Raw genomic sequence first — 22,302 nt, 5'->3', positions numbered from 1 at the left:
GTATCGCCTTTTAGCGGGGATGCCGCTCACATGCTCACCTGGCAGGATAGAGCGCCTGCGCCTGAATATCTGCCAGCGTGGCGCAGCCGCACAGCGCCATGGTCACTTCCAGTTCTTCGCGCAGCGTGCGCAGCGCATGCGCCACGCCCAGCGCCCCTGCGGCAGCCAGGGCGTAGACATAACCACGTCCCAGCAGCACCGCCTGTGCGCCCAGCGCCAGCGCCTTGAACACATCGCCGCCCCGATAGATGCCGCCATCCAGCAGCACCGGAACCGCGCCATTTACCGCCTGCACCACTGCCGGCAAGGCGTCCAGGCTGGCAGGCAGCGTATCCAGCGTGCGCCCGCCGTGGTTGGACACAATCAGCCCGGCCACCCCAGCCGCCACGGCGCGGCGGGCGTCGTCAGGATGCAGAATGCCCTTCAAAATCACTGGCAGTCGGGTACAACTCAATAGCCAGTCCAGATCGGCCCAGCGCAGCCCGTTGGCCGCGCACTGGGCAAATACCCCACCGGCCATGGCCGCACTGACCGGATAGTCGCACAGATTGCTTGCCTCCACCCCGGCAGGCAGGGCAAAACCGGCGCGGTGCTCCTGGTGGCGAATACCGGCCAGCGGCGCATCGACGGTGACCACCAGCGCCTGATACCCGCAGGCTTGGGCGCGCTGGATCAAATCCAGGGTATGCGCCGGGTTGGCTTGTGGGTAAAGCTGAAACCACAGCGGGGTTTCTGCCTGCCCGGCCAGGGCTTCCAGCGATACCGACGCCAGCGTGCTGACCACCATCGGCGTGTCCATGGCCGCCGCCCCCAACACGGTGGCCAGCTCGCCATCCGGATGAAACAGCCGCTGGTAAGCCACAGGCGCAAGCACAATCGGATGGGCCAGCCGCTGGCCAAACAGGGTCAGTCCGGTATGCCCATGGCTGACTTCGGCCAGCACCCGTGGCAGCAGGCGCAGGCGGTCGAAAGCCTGGCGGTTGTCCTGCTCGGTCAGCCCGTCGCCAGCGGCTCCGCTGAGGTAGGCCCAGGCGTTGGCGTCCAGCCGCTCGCGGGCATAGCGCGGGTAGTCGGCCATGCTGGCAATCTCGCGGGGGATATGCTGAAGCCGGGGGGGCGTAGGGCGTGCGGCGTGCAACATGGAAAGAGCGCCTGATTAAAACGATAATGAGTTATTTTATCGTTATTGCCAGCAAAAACACACCCCCGGCCTGATTCAACAGGACCGGGGGTGAGCAGGTTGCTTCAATGGTTCAGCGCGTAGCGCTCAACCCAGGCAAACAAGACCTGACCCGGTGCGCGGCAAGCCCCGCCGTTCAGGGCGGGGAAGGATAGCGCGGACGGCGTAGCCGTCCTTGCCGTCGATGGGGGTGGACTGTATAAAATACCAGTATGCAACGCCTTCAAGCCTACAAATACGAATTGCGGCCAGACGGCCAGCAAGAGCGGCAAATGCGCCGCTTCGCTGGCTCGTGCCGCTTCGTCTTCAACAAGGCGCTGGCGTTGCAGAGGGCACGCTACGAGCGTGGAGAGAAGAAACTGGGCTATGCAGGGCTATGCAAGCTGCTCACCGAGTGGCGCAACAGCGTAGAAACGGCATGGCTGGCCGAGGCGCCGGTTCATCCCTTGCAGCAGACGCTCAAGGACCTGGAACGGGCCTACACCAACTTCTTCGCCAGACGCGCTGATTTTCCGCGCTTCAAGAAGAAGGGCCAGTCCGACAGCTTCCGTTATCCAGACCCGAAACAGATCAAGCTCGATCAGGCCAATGCCCGAATCTTCCTGCCCAAGCTCGGCTGGCTGCGCTACCGCAACAGCCGGGAAGTATTGGGTGTGGTGAAAAATGTGACCGTCAGCCAGTCCTGCGGCAAATGGTCCATGTCGATCCAGACCGAACGAGAGGTCGAACAGCCGATACCCAACGGCGGCGCAGTCGGTATCGACCTGGGCGTGGTGCGCTTCGCCACGCTCTCGGATGGCGCGTTCTACGCGCCGCTCAACAGCTTCAAGTGGCATGAAACGGCACTGCGCAAAGCGCAGCAGGCGATGAGCCGCAAAGTGAAGTTCAGCAGCAACTGGAAGAAGGCCAAAGCCCGCGTCCAGCGCATCCATTCCCGCATCGGCAACGCCCGCCGCGACTACCTGCACAAGTGCTCCACCACGATCAGCCAAAACCACGCGATGGTGTGTATCGAGGACTTGCAGGTGCGGAATATATCCAGGTCGGCGGCAGGTACAACCGGGCAGCCGGGCAAGAACGTTCGAGCCAAGTCCGGCCTGAACAAAGCCATCCTCGATCAAGGATGGGCCGAGTTCCGCCGCCAACTGGACTACAAGCTGGCGTGGAACGGCGGGCATCTCATTGCCGTGCCGCCACGCAACACGTCGCGGACGTGCCCTGCCTGCGGCCATGTGTCGGCGGACAACCGGCGCACACAGGAACGGTTCGAGTGTGTGGAATGCGGTTTTAAGGAAAACGCCGATCTGGTCGGCGCGATCAACGTGCTTCGCCACGGCGAAGCGCTACTGAGTAGCGAAGGGCAGGACGATGCCCGGATCGCCTGTGAAGTGAGCGGTGCAGTCATGCCGCCAGCAGCAGGAACCCGCCGAAGCGACTCATGCCGGCTTGATGCCGGGATGAGCGCCGTAGGAATCCCCCGACTTTAGGCGGGGGAGGATGTCAAAGTGGCTGAGCTTACGCTGCCACAAACTGGAAGTCGGCCAGTTTGAGGCTAACTTCGCCGGTCAGCTTGATGGCTACGTCGGTGCTGACCAAGCCAGCGTCGACGCTCTTATCCAGCACAAAGTAGGTATCGCCTTCCAGGGTGAAATACGCAGCCTTCGGTGCGGTGGCGCTGCTGGCCAGGCTGGCGGCCTGGGTGAGCAGGCTGCTCAGTGTATCGCTGGCGCTGGCAGTGATCTTGGTGACGGTGGTCGGACGGGTGTTGCCGGTGCCGATGTCAAAGCGCAGCAAGTCACTGCCCTGAGTAAAGTCGGTGACGGTCAACAAGCTGGCACCAGAGGTGTGATCACCAGTGAAATACTTGCCAAAGCGGATCAGATCCTTGTCGGCACCGGTGGAGATTTCGGTCACAGCGTCCCAGTTGCCGGCAGCGGTGCCCACATAGAAGGTATCGTTGCCATCGCCGCCGCTGAGGGTGTCGCTACCGCCCAGGCCAGAGAGGATGTCGTTGCCACCCAGGCCATTTAGCGCATTATTGCCAGTATTGCCGATAATGCGGTTGGCCAGATCGTTGGCGCTGCCGTCGATATTGTCCGTGCCGGTCAGGGTGAGGTTTTCCACTTCGCCAGACACCACAACGCCGCCATCGTAAAGCTGGGTGGTGGTCTGCATGTGCAGGGTAACGGTGGAATAGATGGTGTCGTTGCCGCCACCCGCCGCTTCGACGATGTTGTACTGAACGCCGGTGTAGTAGAAGGCATCGTCACCAGCGCCGCCGTCCATGTGATCGTCCTTCAGACCATACATGCGGTCGTTGCCCTCACCGCCGATCAGGTATTCCGAGCCGTTCACATCGCCATACAGGCTGTCGTTGCCAGCGCCGCCATCCAGCGTGCCGCCAGGAGACAGGCCTTCACCGATACCGCCGCGCAGCACATCATTGCCGTCGCCGCCATAAATCATGTCGGTACCGTCGCCACCATCCAGGTAATCGTTGCCTTCGTCGCCATTCAGGGTGTCATTGCCGGCGTAACCATAGATGCTGTCATTGCCCAGCAAGCCGCTGAGCGTATTGGCACCGCTATTGCCCAGAATCTGGTTGTTCAGCTCGTTGCCCGTGCCGTTGAGGTTGTCGGCACCCAGCAATTGCAGGTTTTCGACGTTGTTACCCTGGGCCAGGGTGTAGGTGAACGAGGCGCGCACCTGGTCAGTGCCTTCATCGGCCAGTTCAACCACTTCGTCTTCCTGCACATCGACGTAGTAGATGTCATTGCCGGCATTACCTTCCATGTGGTCAATGCCTGCGCCGCCATCCAGCACGTCGTTGCCATTACCGCCAATCAGGGAGTCAACGCCATCGCCAGCCTTGAGCGTATCGTTGCCGTCACGGCCATCCAGCACATTCTTGCCGCTATTGCCGGTAATCAGGTTGTTCAGTTCATTGCCGCTGCCATTGGTGTCGTCCGTGCCGGTCAGGGTAAGGTTTTCCACTTCGCCAGACACCACGCGACCGCCATCGTAGAGGCTGGTGGTGTTGATCATATCAAAGCTGACGCTGGACTGAATCAGGTCAGTGCCTTCGCCGGCGCTTTCAACAATGTTGTACTGCACCCCGGTGAACAGATAAACGTCATTGCCAGCGCCACCGGACATGTGATCGTCTTTGTAACCATTCAGGCGGTCATTACCATCGCCGCCGATCAGATACTCCGAGCCATTCAGATCACCGTTCAGGGTGTCATTGCCAGCACCACCGTCCAGCACGCCGCCAAAAGGAACCACTTCGCCGGTTCCGCCATTGAGCACGTCATTGCCATCGCCGCCATACAGATAATCCGTGCCTTCGCCGCCGTTCAGATTATCGTTGCCCGCGCCGCCATACAGATAATCATCACCCACACCGCCTTTGAGCACATTATTGGCGGCATTGCCAGTCAGTGTCAGGCCAGATGCTGCTTTAATATAGGCATTTTCGATATTATCTTCCAGGGTGTAGCTGGCATAGGCATATACCGTATCCGTGCCGCTATCAACCAGTTCGACTGCCTTGTCGCCAGCATCATCAATGACATAAATGTCATTGCCAGCGCCACCCACCATGCTGTCAGCGCCAGCCTGGCCATCCAGATAATCATTGCCGTCGCCACCTTCCAGCGTGTCATTGCCGGCACCGCCGTACAGGGTGTCATTACCCAGATTGCCTTGCAGCACATCGTTGCCGATGTTACCGGTGATGCGGTTGTTCAGATCATTGCCAATCACCGTGCTGTCATCGCTGACGACTAGGGTGAACGTGGTTGCAGTCGGAGAGAGAACAAAAGTCGTGCCGGACGAACTGATCATGATTACTTCCTTTTGCATGAAATATTAAAGCGGAGGTGAGGCAAAAAATCACTTATAGGCAATATGGCATGTATTACTGGTCAAGTAATTTATTTGGAGTCTTCAGTAGAGCACACTCACCAAAAACATGCTATTAGTAGAAATGCTTAATTTTTTTCTTGGCCGCACGCAATAGGGAAATGGCTAATATGCGCTGGCATCATCGCTTGTGGCCTCTGAAAAATTGAGTGTGAAAATGATAGCGCTCTGATGGGCTATCTTTTTGTTTGTCTTGATATATTTTGATTGTTAAATCTGTTTGACACCCTGTTGGCAAGGTTCTGACCAGGGGCGCGCTGATTTATTCAGAAAAATCGTTTTTCCAAAAACAAAACCTATTAAAATCAAAATGCTGGATTCCAATTTTTGCTGGAATGACGATTTTTTCAGCATATCCCTGGCAAGCATGGCATGATCAATTTAAATTTATAAGTAATAAAATTATTTTATATGGTTAATTTTTTTGGCGTATCTCTGCACGTATTCAGATCTTGTGTGAGGGGGCTGGGTGACGGTCGGGGCTGCGGCGGGGGTGGATGGGCTAGGTGGGGCTAGTAGCCAGTCACGTTGAAACACGAGGGTGCCTGCGAGCAAGCCGACGTCGGATGTCTTGCTTTATTTATGTCAAACATCTTGATTTGACACAGCGAACCATCCGCCGCACCCCACCGCGTCATTCCCGCGCAGGCGGGAATCCAGGAGCATCCACAGCGCGCTGACTATCCGACAACGCTCAACACCCACCGCGCACGCTGTAGCGCGGTCTGGGTTCCCGCCTGCGCGGGAACGACACGTCAGGTGAAACGCATGCCGAAAGCGGTCTAGCTGCCAGTCATTTGCTTCATATCATCGTGACTGGCTACTAGGTGGGAGCGGGGTCAAGCCAGCATCAGCCCGGCAGGCGGGCAATTTGCGTTACAATTCGTGAATGCTTACCGACGCTGAAAAAGACGCCATCCGTCACCACTACCAGGCCATAGGCAAAAGCCTGCCTGGCTTTCGTCCCCGTAGCGCGCAACGCCAGATGCTGGCGTGCGTGGCGCAGGCCTTTGCCCGCAGCAAGGTCCGCGAGGGCGACGCGCTGCCCGAGCGCGAAGGCGAAAGCATTGTGGTGGTGGAAGGCCCCACTGGGGTAGGCAAAAGTCTGGCCTATCTGCTGGCTGGCTGTGTGATGGCCAAGTCGCGCGGCAAAAAACTGGTGATCAGCTCGGCCACCATCGCCCTGCAGGAGCAACTGGTCAACCGCGACCTGCCGTTTGTGCTGCAGCACAGCGAGCTGGACGCCAGCTTTGCCCTGGCCAAGGGCCGGGGGCGTTATCTGTGTCCTTACCGCTTGTACCAGCACACGGCTGAATCGGCCCAGGCCGAACTGCTCGCCCCCGACCCGTCGATGTTGCTGTGGAACCACAAGCCAGAAAAACGCGAGCTGGAACAACTCAAGCGCATGGCCGATGCGTTTTATTACCGGCGCTGGGACGGCGACCGCGACGCTTTCGACGAAAGCGTGGAAGACCGGCTGTGGAGCCGGGTCACCAACGATCGCCACGGCTGCCTGAAAAGCGCCTGCCCAAACCGCTCGGAATGCCCGTTTTACCTGGCCCGCGACCAGCTGGACACGGTGGACATCGTGGTATCCAACCACGACCTGCTGCTAGCTGATGCGGCGATGGGGGGTGGGGTGATTCTGCCGCCGCCCATTGACACGTTTTATTGCATCGACGAAGCCCACCAACTGGCCAAAAAAGCCATCAACCAGTTTGCCGCCGACCATAATGTGCAGCAGACCCTGTGGTGGCTGGACAAGCTCGACGCCACCGTGGGCCGTTGCGAAGGGCTGATTGGCCGGGCCGAGCTGCTGGTGCCACAGGCGCTGGACGCCGCCACCGGCTGCGCCCAGGCGCTGGGTGAACTGGCGCAGATTCTGACCCCGATTGAACGCCTGCTGCCCAGCAGCCAGGAAGCCGAGCCCACCTGGCTGCTGGACAATGGCGAGCTGCCTGAGGCACTGGCGGGGGTGGCGGCCAATCTGAATGTGTCGGCGGCCACCCTGCTCAAGCAACTGAACGCCGTGCAGGACGCGCTGACTGAAGCCCGCCGTGATAAATCCGACCAGGGCGCGCTGATTGACCAGCTGGCGTCCGAGCTGGGGTTTTTCATCGCCCGTGCCGAACCGTTTGCTGCGGTATGGGCGCTGATGTGCAGCGTGCCGCCCGAAGGCGCGCCGCCGATTGCCAAGTGGATCACCACCCGCAACAACAGCAATAACCGCCGCGACTGGCAGGTCAGCGCCTCGCCGGTATCGGCAGCGGCAGATTTGGCCAATTCGCTGTGGCGGCAGGCCGCCGGCGCGCTGCTGACCTCGGCCACCTTGCGTTCACTGGGTTCGTTTGACCTACTGCTGGCGCAGACCGGGCTGAAATGGCTGGGGCAAACCGAATGCGTGGCGCTGGAATCGCCGTTTGATTTTCAGCGGCAGGGCGAGCTGTACCTGCCGGCCATGCTGGCTTCACCCAAGGACGCCCCGGCGCACACCGCCGAAATTGCCAAACTGCTGCCCACACTGATCGATCCGCAGGCACCGCTGGGCACACTGGTGCTGTTTACCTCACGCAGGCAGATGCAGGAAGTGTTCGACAGCCTGGGCGAGCCGCTGTCGGCGTGCATTCTGGTGCAGGGCAGCCTGCCCAAGTCGGTGCTGCTGGCGCGCCACGCCGAACGGCTGGCCCAGCAGCAGGCCAGCGTGATTTTTGGTCTGGATTCGTTTGCCGAAGGGCTGGACTTGCCCGGCGAAGCCTGTGTGCAGGTGATTCTGGCCAAGCTGCCGTTTGCCATGCCCGACGACCCGGTGGGGCTGACCCTGTCGCAGTGGATCGAATCGCGCGGCGGCAACCCGTTTATTGAAATCACTGTGCCAGAAGCGTCAATCAAGCTGATTCAGGCCGTGGGCCGGCTGATCCGCACTGAATCGGACTATGGCCGGGTGACCATTCTGGACAACCGGCTGCTGCGCCAGGCGTATGGCAAAAAACTGCTGGCCGCGCTGCCGCCGTTTCGCCGCTTGTGATCCGCGTGTCTCATGTGTGGCCTGGCGGACAGTTTTTTCGTGCGAATTGCCGCAGCGTGATTCAAGAACGAAAGAAAAAGGCGTAGAATCGAAAAAAAGCGATAGGCACCGACCGCCCCCGGCGGATGCCTGTCCACACACTCTCCGCGAGACACACCTGGCGTTCTGGCAACATGATCTGTAATCCCTACGAAATCATCATTCAAGGCATCACTTCCGAAGGGCGTACCTTTCGGCCCAGTGATTGGGCGGAGCGCCTGTCGGGCATTCTGGCCAGCTTTGGCTCCGATAAAAAAATGTCTTACCACAGCTATGTCCGGCCCTTGATGCTGGACAATGTCCGCTGCGTGGCCGTGGACAAAAAGCTGGAAAAAATCGACCCCCGCGTGTATCAGTTCCTGCTGTCGTTTGCCAAAGACAACGACCTGCGGGTAATCGACTGCCGCACGCTGATCGATGAAGTCTACCCCAATCAGTTTCTGGGCTGACCCTACGACCCTGGCGCTGTGCCCGCCCGCTGCCCATCGGCGGGCTGGGCGCAGCGGATAGCCACCCGGCTTTCGTTTTCGAATGACAGCTGACTGCCTGTCTCCATCCGGAGCACAGGCTGTTTCTGTTGCCTTACCCTCCCCATCTGCAGTCAGTCCGACCCACGCCACCGTGGGTCGGATATCGTTAAAGCGCGCGCAGCACGCAGGCTTGCTGGGCCAGCCGATGGCCGTATTGGTCACCTGAACCTGGCTGCTGTCTGGCGTGTGCCAGCGGAATAGCCGGCGATTGCATCCTGGCGCTGCAATCAAACGTAATATCCAGAGACCGGGCAGCCAGTTACTCTGGCTGATTCTGGCCGGTTTTGGCTCGAGCCCCATCTGCCGGGGCGGCCTGACACAGACCACGCCCCCCTGCCATCTTCACGGCTCTCTCTTGCAAAAGGAAACGCTCATGCCATCTGTTTCGCCTCATGTCGCTCAGTCTGACCTGTCTGCCGCCCAAGCCCGCCGACTGGACCCGCACACGGGTGCCGACGCCAGCCACGACGTATGGAAACAGATGCAGCGGGGCTTGCCCTATCCGGCACCGGAGGCGGTGTTTGCCACCTTCTGGCACAGTGCATCCGGGCTGAGCAAGGATACGCTGCGCACCCTGATGCTGCATATTCGTGAATACATCCACCAACACTGTGGCAACCGCCACACCTCGGCGGTGGTGGGGGTGGGCTTTGCGCTGTGGCAGGCGTGGGCCACCCAGGACGGCAGCGCCTTGCCCAGCGGCATGCGCCTGAGCCAACCGGCGCTGGATGCCAGCGGTCAGCCATCCACCACCCATTCGGCAGTGTTCGAGCGCGGGGTCAGTACCTTTGCCGACAGCCAGGGCGACTTGTGGTTTCACATCAAATCCGACAGCGCCGAGTATTGCGATCAAGTGTTTGCCGAGATTGCCCGCTGGCTGGAAGCGCATGGGGCGATTGATCCGGCCCGCACCGTGTATCAGCACGGCTCGACCAAATCCACCCAGCCCGACCGACTGGGCGGCAAGGTGCTGGGCTGCCGGTTTTCAGAAAACCTGAACAACCCGTCTGATCCGCTGAGCATCCAGACCCAGGCGCTGGTGGGCGCGGAAGACCCGGCGCATCTGGGCGCGTCGTTTGTGCTGTCCCAGCGCTTTACGATCAACTGGGAAAATATCCTGAACATGAGCCCGGAGCAGATCGAAGATCTGGTTGGGCGCACCACAGACGATATTATTGTGCCCAGTCACGACGATCGCAGCCATATCAAGGCCTCACGCGCGCAGGATGCCCAGGGCAACACCATGGCCTTGCTGCGTCTGGGCCTGCCGTTTGGCCAGTCCAGCGCCACGCTGAATACCGACTTGCGCCGCAAGGGCGCGACACTGCGCGATGAAGCTGGTATTTATTTTGCCGGTTACGCGCGTAGCGTGCAGGTGCTGGAGGCGATTCTCGACCAGCAGATTGGCGACCAGTTTGGCTTTTTGCGCGACCGCCTGCTCAGCCAGGTGCGCGCTGACCTGGGCGGATTTTTTTACATTCCCAGCCAGGCTGACCTGGGCTTGCCGGAAGTGCCGACGCCCAAACGCGCCGACACCGACTGGACGCGCTTTCCCGGCGTGGACTGGAGCCGGCTGGACCGCCATTTCACCCAGCGCTCGACCAATGGCCTGATGTACTACAACCACAAGGATTTTCTCTACGCCATGGCCACCATGCCGGCAGAAGAACAGGCCATCAAGCTGCCGCCCAGCGTGCGCGTGCAGTTGCTGCTGGCCAATACTTTCTTGCGCTGGCAGGACAACTGGTACTTTGACCGCAAACAGCAAGAGCTGGAGCATGTGTCGGTCTGGGTGGAGCGGGTGTTTGGCGCGGACAAATCACGCGAGGTGATGGCCCTGCCGGTGGCCGAGCGCATGGGCTGGGCGATCCGCATGACCGTGGGCCATGCTTGTGTCAGCGAAGCGTATGGTTTCCGTGGCCGGGTGCGCGACGCTGACGGCAACTGGGTGAATGGTGCCGACACCTACCGCATCCAGCCGCAGGAGCTGATTGTTGGCGGCCTGCCCAATATCGGCCTGGGCCAGGGCAAGTATGTGATGGATTACGCCCGCGAGGATGAAGCGCTGCCCAATTTCTTCCTGGGGCTGAGCTACGCCTCGGGCGTGGGCCATGTGGTGCCGGGCTACCAAAAAGCGTTGGAACTGGGCCTGGATGGCCTGAAAGCCCAGGTCAACGCCAAGCTGGCGGCCTGCCAGAGCGCGGAAAAACAGCCGTTTTACCGTGGCGTGCTGGTGGCGCTGGAAGGCATCAGCGAACACTGCCTGGCTTACGCCCGCCTGGCCTGCGTCACCGCCGCCCGTCTGCCGGAAGGTATGGCCGCCGAAAAACACAATCTGCACCAGGTGGCGGCGCGCATGCAAAAGCTGGCCAGCGCCGCGCCCGACACGCTGGTGGAAGCCACCCAACTGATCTTCACCCTGCACGCTGCCCTGCACCTGAGCGGTGAACCCACCGCCATTGGCCGGCTGGATCAACTGCTGCAACCCTATTACGCCGCCGATGTGGCCGCAGGCCGGCTGGATGAAGCCGGCGCGCAGGAAATCATCGACTGCTTCTGGCTGAAAGTGGGCGAAAAAGTCCAGAGCAACCGGCTGTTTGTCGAAGATCATCAGCCGTTTGGCAACCTGGCCATGGGCGGCAGCAGCGGCAACTACCCGCAAGGTGCCGGCAATAACCAGTGGGTGCAGCAAGTCACCATCGGTGGCACCATTGCCGACGACAGCCCCGGTGCCGGCCTGCCGGCCTATAACGATGTCACTCGGCTGTGCCTGCGCGCTGCGCGTCGGCTGCCGCTGAATGCGCCCTGCCTGTCGCTGCGCGTGCGCCCGGACATTCCGCAAGAACTGCTGGAAGAAGCCGCGCTGGCGATTCTCTCCGGCGGCGCGCATCCCATCCTGCTTAACGACGCCGCCATTATCGACGGCCTGCATCGCAGCGGCGACGGCGTGGGCGACGGTGCCCAGGTCAGCCAGCGCGCCGAAGGCCGCTGGCGCAGCGAAGTGGCGCTGAGCGCGGCGCGCGACTATGCCTGCGACGGCTGCTATGAGCCGCAGCTGACCGGCCTGAACTGGTTCACCCTGGGCGGGCTGAATACCCTGGTGGTGCTGGAAGCAGCGATGAACCAGGGCAAATCCTGGGCGACCGCCGGCCCGGTGTGGTTCCGTGGCCAGAAAGTGTCGTTCACCTCGCCGCCGCCGGAAGCCATCACCAGCTATGCGCAACTGGAAGCGCTGTTCTTCCAGCACCTGAAATGGATGTACGCCAAGCAGCTGGACGGCCAGATCGGCGGCTTTGGCCAGCTGCAGAACGTCTGCCCGACCCCGTTGCTGTCCTTGTTCATCGACGATTGCCTGGACAAGGGGCTGGACCTGTACGCCGGCGGCGCACGCTACAATGTGGTGGCGCCGTGCTTTACCGCCATTCCCAATCTGGTGAATGCGCTGTGGGCGATCCAGTCCATGGTGTTTGACCCGGCCACCGCTGTCACCTCGCTGCCGGAGCTCACCCTGGCCTTGATGTGCGATTGGGGCCATGCCATGCAGGAGCCGTTCATCAGCACGCTGGCCGGCCCGACGCGGATTGCCGCCCAGGCCGAGCGCTATCAGGCCCTGCGCCAGGTGGCGCTGTCGCTGCCGCGCTATGGCCGCGACCACGCCGCCATCAATGCCTTTGGCGACGATCTGGCCGCGCGCATTGCCGAAACCATCGTCGATGTGTTCCGCAACCCGGCGGCCAGCACCGCTGACAGCATGGTGCGGCTGGCGCAGACGCTGGGCACGCCGGAGCAGCCGTTTGGCGGCTTCCAGATTCAGCCGGGGGTGGGCACCTTCGAAAACTACGTGGAGTTTGGCGGCATGTCCGGCGCGTCGGCGGATGGTCGCCGCAACGGCGAAACCCTGTCGTCCGACCTCAGTCCGACGCCCAGCCCGGCTGATGCGCCGGTGGCGCATCAGGAAGCCCCGCTCAACGACGTGCTGCGCGGCCAGACCGGCCAGGTGGCGCGGGTGTACAGCGACGGCGCACCCACCGATTTGTGCATCCGCGAGGACTACCCGCCAGAAAAACTGGTCGAAGCGCTGCACCTGTTCGCCCAGGGCGAAGGCAGCAATATCCTGACGCTGACCTGCGCCAACCCGGACACCCTGGCCAACGCCAGCCGCGACCCGGAAAAATTCGACCTGATTCGCGTGCGCATGGGCGGCTGGTCGGAGTTTTTTGTGTCGATGTTCCCGGCGCACCAGGCGCAACACCAGCGCCGCCCGCTGGATGTGGCAACTGAGTAAGGCCGCACCCGCTGGCTTGAAGGTGTTCTACTGACTTGCGCGAGCCCCTGGCAGCCCTCACTGCCAGGGGCTCGCGCTTGCTTGCCCGCACTACACCGTCACCGGCTCCCGTTCCAGCGTCACCGCATAATGTGCCCACACCGCCGCCTGTACTGCGCTGGCCAGCACCTGACGGTCGTGTACCCGGCAGGGCCGAGACGGCGGCCAGCTTGACCTGACCACACGCTGGCGTTGACCCGGTGCGCGGCAAGCCCCGCCGTTCAGGGCGGGGAAGGATAGCGCGGACGGCGTAGCCGTCCTTGCCATCGATGGGTGTGGACTGTAAAAATACCAGTATGCAACGACTTCAAGCCTACAAATACGAATTGCGGCCAGACGGCCAGCAAGAGCGGCAAATGCGCCGCTTCGCTGGCTCGTGCCGCTTCGTCTTCAACAAGGCGCTGGCGTTGCAGCAGGCGCGCTACGAGCGTGCAGAGAAGAAACTGGGCTATGCGGGCCTGTGCAAGCTGCTCACCGAGTGGCGCAACAGCACAGAAACGGCATGGCTGGCCGATGCGCCAACGCATCCGCTGCAACAGACGCTCAAGGACCTGGAGCGCGCTTACGCCAACTTCTTCGCCAAGCGGGCCGACTTCCCGCGTTTCAGGAAGAAGGGCCAGTCCGACAGCTTTCGCTATCCCGACCCGAAACAGATCAGGCTTGACCAGGCCAATGCCCGCATCTTCCTGCCCAAGCTCGGCTGGCTGCGCTACCGCAACAGCCGGGAAGTATTGGGTGCGGTGAAAAATGTGACCGTCAGCCAGTCCTGCGGCAAATGGTTCGTGTCGATCCAGACCGAACGCGAGGTCGAGCAGCCAATTCCAAAGGGCGGTACAGTCGGCATCGACATGGGTATTGCACGGTTCGCCACGCTCTCGGATGGCACGTTCCATGCCCCGCTCAACAGCTTCAAACGGCATGAAACCGCCTTGCGCCGTGCGCAACGTGCGATGAGCCGCAAAGTGAAGTTCAGTAGCAACTGGAAGAAGGCGAAAGCCCGCGTTCAGCGCATCCATTCCCGCATCGGCAATGCCCGCCGCGACTTCCTGCACAAGTGCTCCACCACGATCAGCCAAAACCACGCGATCGTGTGTCTTGAGGACTTGCAGGTGCGGAATATGTCCAGGTCAGCGGCAGGCACACCCGAAACAGCGGGCAAGAACGTTCGGGCCAAGTCCGGCCTGAACAAAGCCATCCTTGATCAAGGCTGGTTCGAATTCCGCCGCCAACTGGACTACAAGCTGGCGTGGAACGGTGGGCATCTCATCACCGTGCCGCCACGCAACACGTCGCGGACGTGCCCTGCCTGCGGCCATGTGTCGGCGGACAACCGCCAGACGCAGGCACGGTTCCAGTGTGTGGAATGCGGTTTCGAGGAAAACGCCGATGTGGTCGGCGCGATCAATGTGCTAAGGGCGGGACAGGCCCGGTTAGCCTGTGAAGTGAGCGGTGCAGTCATGCCGCCAGCAGCAGGAACCCAGCGAAGCGACTCAGGGGCGGTTCAATGCCGCGCCTGAGTGCCGTAGGAATCTCCGGCCTTTAGGCCGGGGAGGATGTCAAATCAAGCTGGGTGATCAGCATATTGCGGCTACCAGCCAGTGGGGTGGGTCAAGGGTGTTTTGTGGATTGTGCAAGGCCCATCGCGTTTTGCATCGTGTGATTGCCCTGCATGCGCAAGCGGGTTTAATAAATTGATCTTGTGCGAAAATTGGCCAATTTATGATTTTTAATTTTATTTTTTTAGGTGTTATTGCGTAACCAATATGGCTTGGCTATTGTAATGCTTTAGTAGAATATACAGATTTTTTGCAAATAAAATAATTGCTGCGCCTATCTTCTTGCTCTGGCTGTACAGCCTCACTTGTAACAGAAAGTTTATCTGCCATGTTTACTACACTCTACTTGCAAAATTTTAAAGCCTGGAAAGATACAGGTGAAATAGTTTTAAAACCAGTCACTATGCTGTTGGGCACTAACTCCTCAGGTAAGTCCACTCTAATTCAGAGTCTACTATTACTGAAGCAAACCGCACAATCTCCTGATCGTACTGTGCACTTGAATCTAGGGGGGATGAGATCAACGACCTCTTCAATTTTGGTGGGTTTGATGATGTGCTGTATCAGGGGGTAGAAGGCCCACGTCAATTTGCAATCGGATTTAACTTCCAACGTAATGGCAGTACACGAATTCAGGCTGGGCAGTTCGATTGCGATTATGGCCAAACCTCGTCAGGCAGCGTAGCGATTCAGGAATTAATATTATGCACAGAAAATCGCTGCTTCCGCGCTATTCGCCGCGATAAAGGGGCATTCTCCATTATGGTGGACAATGAAACACAGCCCCGAGTCAAAGGCCGCAACTACGCGCCAGAACGCTCCATCGCATTTTCAGCAGACGCCATTGCCGCGCTTGATCAGGATGGCCCGCTGCTTGAAGACCTGAGCCTGGCCATTCGCCGTGAGCTGGAGTCCATCAGTTATCTGGGGCCACTGCGGCGCAAACCTGAGCGGGACTACCCCTGGAATCGAACTAAGCCCGGAGATGTGGGTACCGACGGCAGCCGCGCCGTGGATGTTTTGCTTGCCAGCGCCTTGCTCAAGGGCGAAGAACAAAGTTACGTGGTAAATGGTGTGTCAACTTGGTTGGCGCGCATGAAAGTGGCGGACAAGCTGGAAGTGCGCCAGCAAGGGCGTGCTAACCGCTATGAGCTGATCATTCATCGCGATGGTGTGGCGTGCAATCTGCGCGATGTGGGGATTGGCATCTCGCAGGTGTTGCCGGTGCTGGTGGTGGCATATTTTGCTGCACCGGGCAGCACCATTATCCTGGAAGAACCAGAAATCCATCTGCACCCGTTGGCGCAATCGGTGCTGGCCGAGCTGTTTGTCCAGGTGAGTCAAGAGCGCAAGGTGCAATTTATTGTGGAAACCCACTCTGAGCATCTGTTCCGCCGTATGCAAACCTTGATGGCCAGAGAAGAGGTCGGGGCGGATGAAGTTGCCATGTATTTTGTCGAGCGCAAACCCCAGCCAATCGCCGAACGCAAAACCCCTTCACCCGCTACATTACGCAAGTTAGATATGGACGAATTTGGCCGCGTGCAAAACTGGCCAGATGGCTTTTTTGGTGATGCCTTGGGTGAAACCCGCGAGCAGGCCAGTCGGATGTTTGCCCGCCAGAAAGCGGCGCGTGAGCAAGCGGAGCAAGCATGAGAGCGCGCTATGTGGTGGACACCAACGTGCTCATCGCCGCCAGCGCGGCAGACCCGCTGCATCCCAAAGATATTGATGCCACGCCGACTGATCCGGTGCTGCGTGAGCAGGTGTGGTGTTGGCTGGATCAGTTTCAGCAAAGTTCAGCGCATTTGGTGCTGGATGATGCTGAAAGGATTTTTGACGAATACCAGAATAAACTTGGCTTCAATGATTTTGGCCGTCAAGTAGTTCAACACAAATGGAGCACGTGTGCCGTAGACCCTGTGCCTGTGGATTATGACGCTGACGGGCATGGCCTCTTGCCGCCCACTTTAGCGCTGGTGCATGACCCCGCAGACAGAAAAATGGTGGCAGCGGCTTTGGCAGCCCATGTGTTGTATGGCGAAGGGTGTGTGGCGTTTGCGGGCGATACCGATTGGCATGATTGGGAGAATGCTCTGTATCAGCATCAAGTATTGCTGGAGCCAATTATCGAAGCCTGGTCACGTCAAAAACACGCTGAGAAAAAACAACGCCAATCACGACCATTATCCTGAAAACCATGCCCGACTTCTTCCGCTTCCCCCACATCCCTCATCTGACCTGGCTGGGCGCGGGTTCGCCGCGCGATGACAAAGTGCTGTCCGCCGCGCAAGCCCAAGCTTTGCTGGCGGGCGAGGTAGTGGTGGAAGAAAAACTGGATGGTGCCAATCTGGGGTTTTCCTTGGCACTGGACGGCGAGTTGCGCGCGCAAAACCGGGGGCAGTATCTGGCTGACCCGCATGCCGGACAGTTTGCCCGCTTGCCGGCCTGGCTGGCCTTGCATGGCCTGGCACTGCAGGGGGTGCTGATGCCAGATTTGATCCTGTTTGGCGAGTGGTGCGCCGCCCGGCATTCACTGGATTATCCGGCCTTGCCAGACTGGTTTTTGCTGTTTGATGTCTACGACCGCGCCGCTGGCCGTTTTTGGAGTGTGCCGCGACGCAATGCATTGGCCACGACGGCTGGGCTGGTGACCACGCCACAGCGGGCGCATGGCCAGACCACGCTGGCGGCCTTGCGGCAATTGTTGGATCAGCCCAGCCGTTATCGGCCAGGGCCGCTGGAAGGCGTGGTGGTGCGCCAGGAGTCCGCCTTGTGGTGCGAGGCGCGCGCCAAGCTGGTGCGCCCGGACTTCACTCAGGCGATTGACGCACATTGGCAGCGGCGGGCAATTGAATGGAATCGCGTGGATTTTGCCCGTTCAGGGTAACCATCACATTGCAGCAGCCAACGCCATCTTTCGCGAATGTCCAGCATGTATGGCCCAAAAAAGCCAAACGCAAGCGCGTTGCCCCACGCACTACACCGTCACCGGCTCCCGTTCCAGCGTCACCGCATAATGTGCCCACACCGCCGCTTGTATTGCGCTGGCCAGTGCCAGGATATCCGCCCCGGTGGCACCGCCATGGTTGACCAGCACCAGTGCCTGACGGTCGTGTACCCCGGCAGGGCCCAGGCGGCGGCCTTTCCAGCCGGCGCGGTCAATCAGCCAGCCGGCGGCCAGTTTGACCTGGCCATCAGCCTGCGGGTAGTGCGGCAGGTCGGGGTGGTCGGCCAGCAGGCGGGCGGCGTGCTGGGCATCCACCACCGGGTTTTTGAAAAAGCTGCCGGCGTTGCCCAGGGTAGCTGGGTCGGGCAGTTTGGCCTGGCGGATGCGCATCACCGCATTGGACACATCCAGCGGGGTGGGCTGGGCAATGCCGTCCTGCTCCAGCGCCTGGCGGATATCGCCGTACAGGGTCAGCGCGCCGGGCTGGCGGCTCAGGCTCAGGCGCACGCTCAGCACCAGCCAGCGTCCGGCTTGCTGCTTGAACAGGCTGTCGCGGTAGCCAAACTGGCAGTCGTCGCGGCTGAACACATGCATCTTGCCCTCCGGCAGCGACAGCGCGCGCAGTGAATGCAGGCGGTCTTGCACTTCCACGCCGTAAGCGCCGATGTTCTGGATTGGGCTGGCACCCACCGTGCCAGGAATCAGCGACAGGTTTTCCAGGCCATACCAGCCCTGTTCCAGGGTGTGGCGCACGGTGCGGTGCCAGGGCTCGCCGCCGGCCACGTCGATCAGCACGTGATGGCCGTCATCGGCAACCAGCTGAATGCCCTGGGTGGCCAGTTGCAGCACGCTGGCGTTCACCTCGGGCTGGGTGATCAGCAGATTGCTGCCGCCGCCCAGGATCAGCCGGGGGCCGTGGCAGAAGTCGCCATCGGCCAGCAGGGTGGGCAGCTGGGCTTCGTCGCGCAGCACCGCCAGCCGGCGGGCGTGGGCGACAATGCCCAAGGTGTTGAGCGCGGTCAGCGCCACATGCTCATGAAAAAATCCGGTCATCGGTCAGGCTTTCGGTCGGGGGCAGGGCAGGCGGCGACGGCTTTCGTGGCGCAGCAGCGCCAGCAGCAGGATGGCGGCCAGCAGAATGCTCAGGGTCAGCGCCGCCCAGAAACCATACGCGCCCAGCGGGCGCTGCCAGCCGCCGGGCAGCGGGCCTTCGCTCAGGCCCAGCCAGATGCCCAAGCCCAGGCCAATGCCCCAGAACGATACGGTGTGGATTATCATCGGCACGGTGGTCAGCTTGTAGCCGCGCAACGCGCCGGAGGCGATGGTCTGCATGGCGTCGGCCAGCTGGAACACGGCAGCAAACGCCAGCAGGCTGGCGGCCATGGCCACCACGCTGGCGTCGGTGCTGTACATGCCGGCAACGCTGTCGCGCAGGCCGAACACCGTCAGCGATGCCAGCAATGCCACCGCACAACCCAGCCACAGGCCAATCTGGCTGTTGAAGCGGGCGGCGACATAGTTGCCTGCGCCAACGGCGTGGCCCACGCGCACCGACAACGCCGCGCCCAGGCTTTGCGGAATCATGTACAGCAGGCTGGTGAAGTTGATCACCACCTGATGGCTGGCCACGGTTTTGGCACCCAGCTTGGCAATCAGCAGCGCCACCGAGGTAAACGCGCTGACTTCAACAAAATACGACAGGGCAATCGGCACGCCCAGCTTGAGAATGGCGCGCTGCGCCGCGCCGTGCGGCCAGTCCCAGCGCTGCCACACAGCATAGCGCTGGTAGGCGGGCCGCCAGCGTACCCAGCCGGCCAGCGCCAGGGAGCTGAACCAGAACACCAGGCCAGTGGCCCAGCCGCTGCCCGCCCCGCCCAGTGCCGGCAGGCCAAGCTTGCCGTACATCAGGATGTAGTTGAGCGGGATGTTCAGCGCCAGCGCCACCAGGCTGATGACCATGATCGGGCGGGCCTGGCCCACGGCGGATGAATAGGCGTGCAGTGCCCGGTACACCAGCGCCGCCGGCATGCCCAGTGCCGCGCCAATCAAATAGCCTTGCGCGGCCTGGGCCACGGCGGGCTCCAGCTGCATGCCGCGCGCCACCCATTCGCCTGCGGCCAGCATCACCCCGGTGCCCAGCAGGCCGCACGCCAGCGCCGTCCACAGCCCCTGGCGCACCTGGCCGCCCACCTGGGCGTGCTGACCGGCACCTATCTGATGGGCCACCAGCGGGTTGAGCGCGGTGACCACGCCGCTGAGGGTGATATACACGGTGATCATGATGGCCGAGCCAATCGACACCGCTGCCAGCGCGTCGGCCCCCAGCCGGCCCGACATCACCGTATCAACAAAGCCGGTGGCGGTGTACGCCAGCTGGGCAATCATGATTGGCAAGGCCAGCGCCAGCAGGGCGTGGGTTTCGGCCCGCACCGCAGCGCGGCGTGATGGGGAAGAGAAGAACATACGTTTGGATCAGCCTGTGGCCGCCCGGTGAACCCGGACGGACAAAACGCTTGAGTATACCGGGGAGGGGGCCGGCGGGGAAAGCGCCGGGACGGCGCGGAGTGCTTCAGCCGTCAGGCGGTTCAGGCTGCCGGCAAGATTCGTCAGCGGGTGCCCGCCGGATTAGCGGATCTCCCACTCCAGCGTATACCGCGCGCCGCGATCCTGGCCCAGCACCTCAACCAGATAAGGCAGGGCGGTGTTCAGCGTGTCGGGCAGGGTCCAGGGCGGGTTGAGCACAAACATGCCACTGCCGTGCATGCCAAAGCCGTTGTCCGAGGGGCGTTGCACCGACAGGCTGACATGCAGCCAGTCCACCCCGAGCAGCTTGAGTTTTTCCGGCAAATCGCGCGATTCCAGCCGTTGCAGTTGCGGATACCACACCGCGTAGCAGCCGGTGGCAAAGCGTTTGAGCGCTTCTTTCAGGCTGGTCACCACGCGGGCGTAGTCGCGTTTGTCTTCATAGGGGGGGTCGATCAGCACCAGCGCCCGGCGCGGCGGCGGCGGCAGCACGGCCTTGATGCCTTCAAAGCCGTCGGTGTGTTCCACCCGCACCTGACGATGGGCGTCGGCAAAGTTGCCGGCCAGCAGGCCGTGGTCGGTGCTGTGCAGTTCAAACAGGCGCATGCGGTCGCTGGGACGCAGGCAGCGCTGCGCCACCATTGGTGAGCCGGGGTAGGCGCGCAGCGCGCCATCCGGATTGAACTGGCGCACCAGCGCCACGTATTCGGCCAGCGTGGCCGGCAGGTCATCGCGCGTCCACAGGCGGCCAATACCGGTGTCGAACTCGGCGTTCTTGCTGGCGTAGCCACTGTCCAGCGCATACGCGCCGGCACCGGCGTGGGTGTCGATATACCAGTAGGGCTTGTCTTTGTGGCCCAGGTGCGTCAGCAGCAGGATTTGCACCCAGTGCTTGAGGACATCGGCGTGATTGCCGGCATGAAAGGCATGACGATAACTGAGCATGGCGCAACCCCTGGTCTGACCGCCCTGCCCTGGCGGCAGGCCCGGCTGGGGGGAATATGGGACAAACAACCCGAAAAAGCAAAAAGCCCTGACAGAATCAGGGCCTTTTGCTTGTATCTGGCGGAGAGATAGGGATTCGAACCCTAGTGGGACTTGCGTCCCCCACTGATTTCGAGTCAGGGCCGTTTAGCCGCTCCGGCATCTCTCCAAAAGAGATGCGCATTATAGGCGGGGTGATGGGGTTTGGCAAGGGGGTTTTGCCAAATTTTTTACCGGCTCGTGCATGGGGGCTCGTTCTGGTGCCGGCCAACCGTTTAACCATTTGCTGGGAGAGGTCATTGCCCTGGTGGCGAGAATCGCAACATCCATTACAATCACCGCCATGTATACCCCTCATCTTGTATCGCGCTCGGAAATCCTGTCCATCCGTGGCCACGCCTACCATGTGCGCCACTGGGGCCGGGACGATGCGCCCAAACTCTGGATGCTGCACGGCTGGATGGATGCTTCGCCCACCTTCCAGTTTGTGGTGGACGCCTTCAGCCGCGACTGGCATGTGCTGGCCCCGGACTGGCGCGGCTTTGGCCTGAGCGCCTGGAATGCCGGCAGCTATTATTTTCCTGACTACCTGGCCGACCTGGATGCGCTGCTGGCGCACTACTGCCCGCAGGCCCCGGTCCGGCTGGTGGGGCACAGCATGGGCGGCATGGTGGCGATGATGTACGCCGGCATTCGCCCGGAGCGGGTCAGCCGGCTGGTGTCGATTGACGGCTTTGGCCTGCTTGACCTCACCCCGGATCTGGCCCCGCAGCGCTACGCGCAATGGCTGCAGGAATGCGCCCAGCCGCCCGGCTTTGCCCCGGTGGCCGACCCGGAACACTTTGCCAGCCGGCTGATTCGCCGTAACCCGCATCTGACCCTCGACCGGGCGCGCTTTCTCACCGAGCACCTGACTGCGCTGGACGCCAACGGCGTGCGCCGCCATCTGGCCGACCCCCGGCACAAGATGGTCAACCCGGTGCTGTACCGGCTGGAAGAAGCCAAGGCATGCTGGCGGGCCATTCGCTGCCCGGTGCAATGGATTATCGGCGGCGGGGCCAGCGATCACCCGCTGACCGGCAAGATCAAGGCCAGCCTGGCCGAACGCGCCGCCTGTTTTGCCGACCTGGAGCAACTGACGGTGTACGATTCCGGGCATATGGTCCAGCAGGAACAACCGGAACAGGTGGCGCAGGCGATTGAGCGCTTTATGGCCCCCACCCGCTGCGCCGACCCCGTCGCAGCGCACGCCAGAAGTGAGAACTGA

At 61.4% G+C, this 22,302-nt stretch carries 14 protein-coding genes, 1 tRNA gene and 1 pseudogene; 10 read left to right on the top strand and 6 right to left on the bottom strand.

Features of this window, described 5'->3' with window-relative positions:
- Positions 1 to 34: 34 nt before the first annotated feature.
- Positions 35 to 1,141, bottom strand: coding sequence for an alpha-hydroxy acid oxidase (locus tag BXU06_RS07895; RefSeq protein ID WP_077298434.1), 1,107 nt, complete (start codon positions 1,139 to 1,141; stop codon positions 35 to 37).
- A 251-nt stretch (positions 1,142 to 1,392) separates the two neighbouring features.
- On the opposite strand from BXU06_RS07895, the gene BXU06_RS07890 reads away from it, so the two are divergent.
- Complete coding sequence (locus BXU06_RS07890) at positions 1,393 to 2,667, top strand: RNA-guided endonuclease TnpB family protein (protein ID WP_077298432.1); 1,275 nt, start codon at positions 1,393 to 1,395, stop codon at positions 2,665 to 2,667.
- Positions 2,668 to 2,695: 28 nt separating this feature from the next.
- Here BXU06_RS07890 and BXU06_RS18480 read toward each other — a convergent pair whose 3' ends face one another.
- On the bottom strand, positions 2,696 to 5,026 hold the full coding sequence (locus BXU06_RS18480; RefSeq protein ID WP_171982156.1) for a calcium-binding protein: 2,331 nt from the start codon (positions 5,024 to 5,026) through the stop codon (positions 2,696 to 2,698).
- A 967-nt stretch (positions 5,027 to 5,993) separates the two neighbouring features.
- Here BXU06_RS18480 and dinG point away from each other — a divergent pair.
- The 8 genes and pseudogenes from dinG to BXU06_RS07850 all read left to right on the top strand — a co-directional run bounded on the left by dinG (position 5,994) and on the right by BXU06_RS07850 (position 17,468).
- A complete protein-coding gene (dinG, locus tag BXU06_RS07880) occupies positions 5,994 to 8,129 on the top strand; it encodes an ATP-dependent DNA helicase DinG (RefSeq protein WP_077298428.1) in 2,136 nt (711 codons plus the stop codon).
- Positions 8,130 to 8,302: 173 nt separating this feature from the next.
- Positions 8,303 to 8,590, top strand: a pseudogene (locus BXU06_RS07875) (DUF3579 domain-containing protein); the annotation flags it as partial.
- Between the two features lie 481 nt (positions 8,591 to 9,071).
- Positions 9,072 to 12,983 (top strand): Dyp-type peroxidase, encoded by a 3,912-nt coding sequence (locus BXU06_RS07870; RefSeq protein ID WP_077298424.1) that lies wholly within the window; start codon positions 9,072 to 9,074, stop codon positions 12,981 to 12,983.
- Between the two features lie 335 nt (positions 12,984 to 13,318).
- Positions 13,319 to 14,539 carry an RNA-guided endonuclease TnpB family protein gene (locus tag BXU06_RS07865; RefSeq protein ID WP_077302752.1) on the top strand — a complete coding sequence of 407 codons (1,221 nt, stop codon included), beginning with the start codon at positions 13,319 to 13,321 and terminating at the stop codon, positions 14,537 to 14,539.
- A gap of 367 nt (positions 14,540 to 14,906) precedes the next feature.
- Entirely contained in the window at positions 14,907 to 15,152 is a 246-nt protein-coding gene (locus BXU06_RS18600; protein ID WP_216352558.1) for an AAA family ATPase, read from the top strand.
- Positions 15,134 to 16,234 carry a DUF3696 domain-containing protein gene (locus tag BXU06_RS07860; protein ID WP_216352557.1) on the top strand — a complete coding sequence of 367 codons (1,101 nt, stop codon included), beginning with the start codon at positions 15,134 to 15,136 and terminating at the stop codon, positions 16,232 to 16,234. Before BXU06_RS18600 ends, BXU06_RS07860 begins: the two co-directional genes overlap by 19 nt.
- Positions 16,231 to 16,773, top strand: a complete 543-nt coding sequence (locus BXU06_RS07855) for a hypothetical protein (protein ID WP_077298422.1) — start codon at positions 16,231 to 16,233, stop codon at positions 16,771 to 16,773. Before BXU06_RS07860 ends, BXU06_RS07855 begins: the two co-directional genes overlap by 4 nt.
- A 5-nt stretch (positions 16,774 to 16,778) precedes the next feature.
- Positions 16,779 to 17,468: an RNA ligase family protein gene (locus tag BXU06_RS07850; RefSeq protein WP_077298420.1), complete on the top strand. Its 690-nt coding sequence runs from the start codon at positions 16,779 to 16,781 to the stop codon at positions 17,466 to 17,468.
- A 90-nt stretch (positions 17,469 to 17,558) separates the two neighbouring features.
- Here the strand turns inward: BXU06_RS07850 and murB are convergent, their stop codons facing one another.
- The 4 genes from murB to BXU06_RS07830 form a co-directional block, all read right to left on the bottom strand.
- Complete coding sequence (murB, locus tag BXU06_RS07845; RefSeq protein ID WP_077298418.1) at positions 17,559 to 18,581, bottom strand: UDP-N-acetylmuramate dehydrogenase; 1,023 nt, start codon at positions 18,579 to 18,581, stop codon at positions 17,559 to 17,561.
- 3 nt (positions 18,582 to 18,584) lie between these two features.
- A complete protein-coding gene (locus BXU06_RS07840; RefSeq protein ID WP_077298416.1) occupies positions 18,585 to 19,991 on the bottom strand; it encodes an MATE family efflux transporter in 1,407 nt (468 codons plus the stop codon).
- Positions 19,992 to 20,153: 162 nt separating this feature from the next.
- Entirely contained in the window at positions 20,154 to 20,996 is an 843-nt protein-coding gene (locus BXU06_RS07835; protein ID WP_077298414.1) for a 23S rRNA (adenine(2030)-N(6))-methyltransferase RlmJ, read from the bottom strand.
- Positions 20,997 to 21,114: 118 nt separating this feature from the next.
- Positions 21,115 to 21,204, bottom strand: a tRNA-Ser gene (locus tag BXU06_RS07830).
- Positions 21,205 to 21,378: 174 nt separating this feature from the next.
- On the opposite strand from BXU06_RS07830, the gene BXU06_RS07825 reads away from it, so the two are divergent.
- Positions 21,379 to 22,302 (top strand): alpha/beta fold hydrolase, encoded by a 924-nt coding sequence (locus tag BXU06_RS07825; protein WP_077298412.1) that lies wholly within the window; start codon positions 21,379 to 21,381, stop codon positions 22,300 to 22,302.

The sequence above is a fragment of the Aquaspirillum sp. LM1 genome, assembly GCF_002002905.1.
Classification (GTDB): domain Bacteria; phylum Pseudomonadota; class Gammaproteobacteria; order Burkholderiales; family Aquaspirillaceae; genus Rivihabitans.
This window is presented reverse-complemented; position numbering and strand designations above follow the sequence as displayed.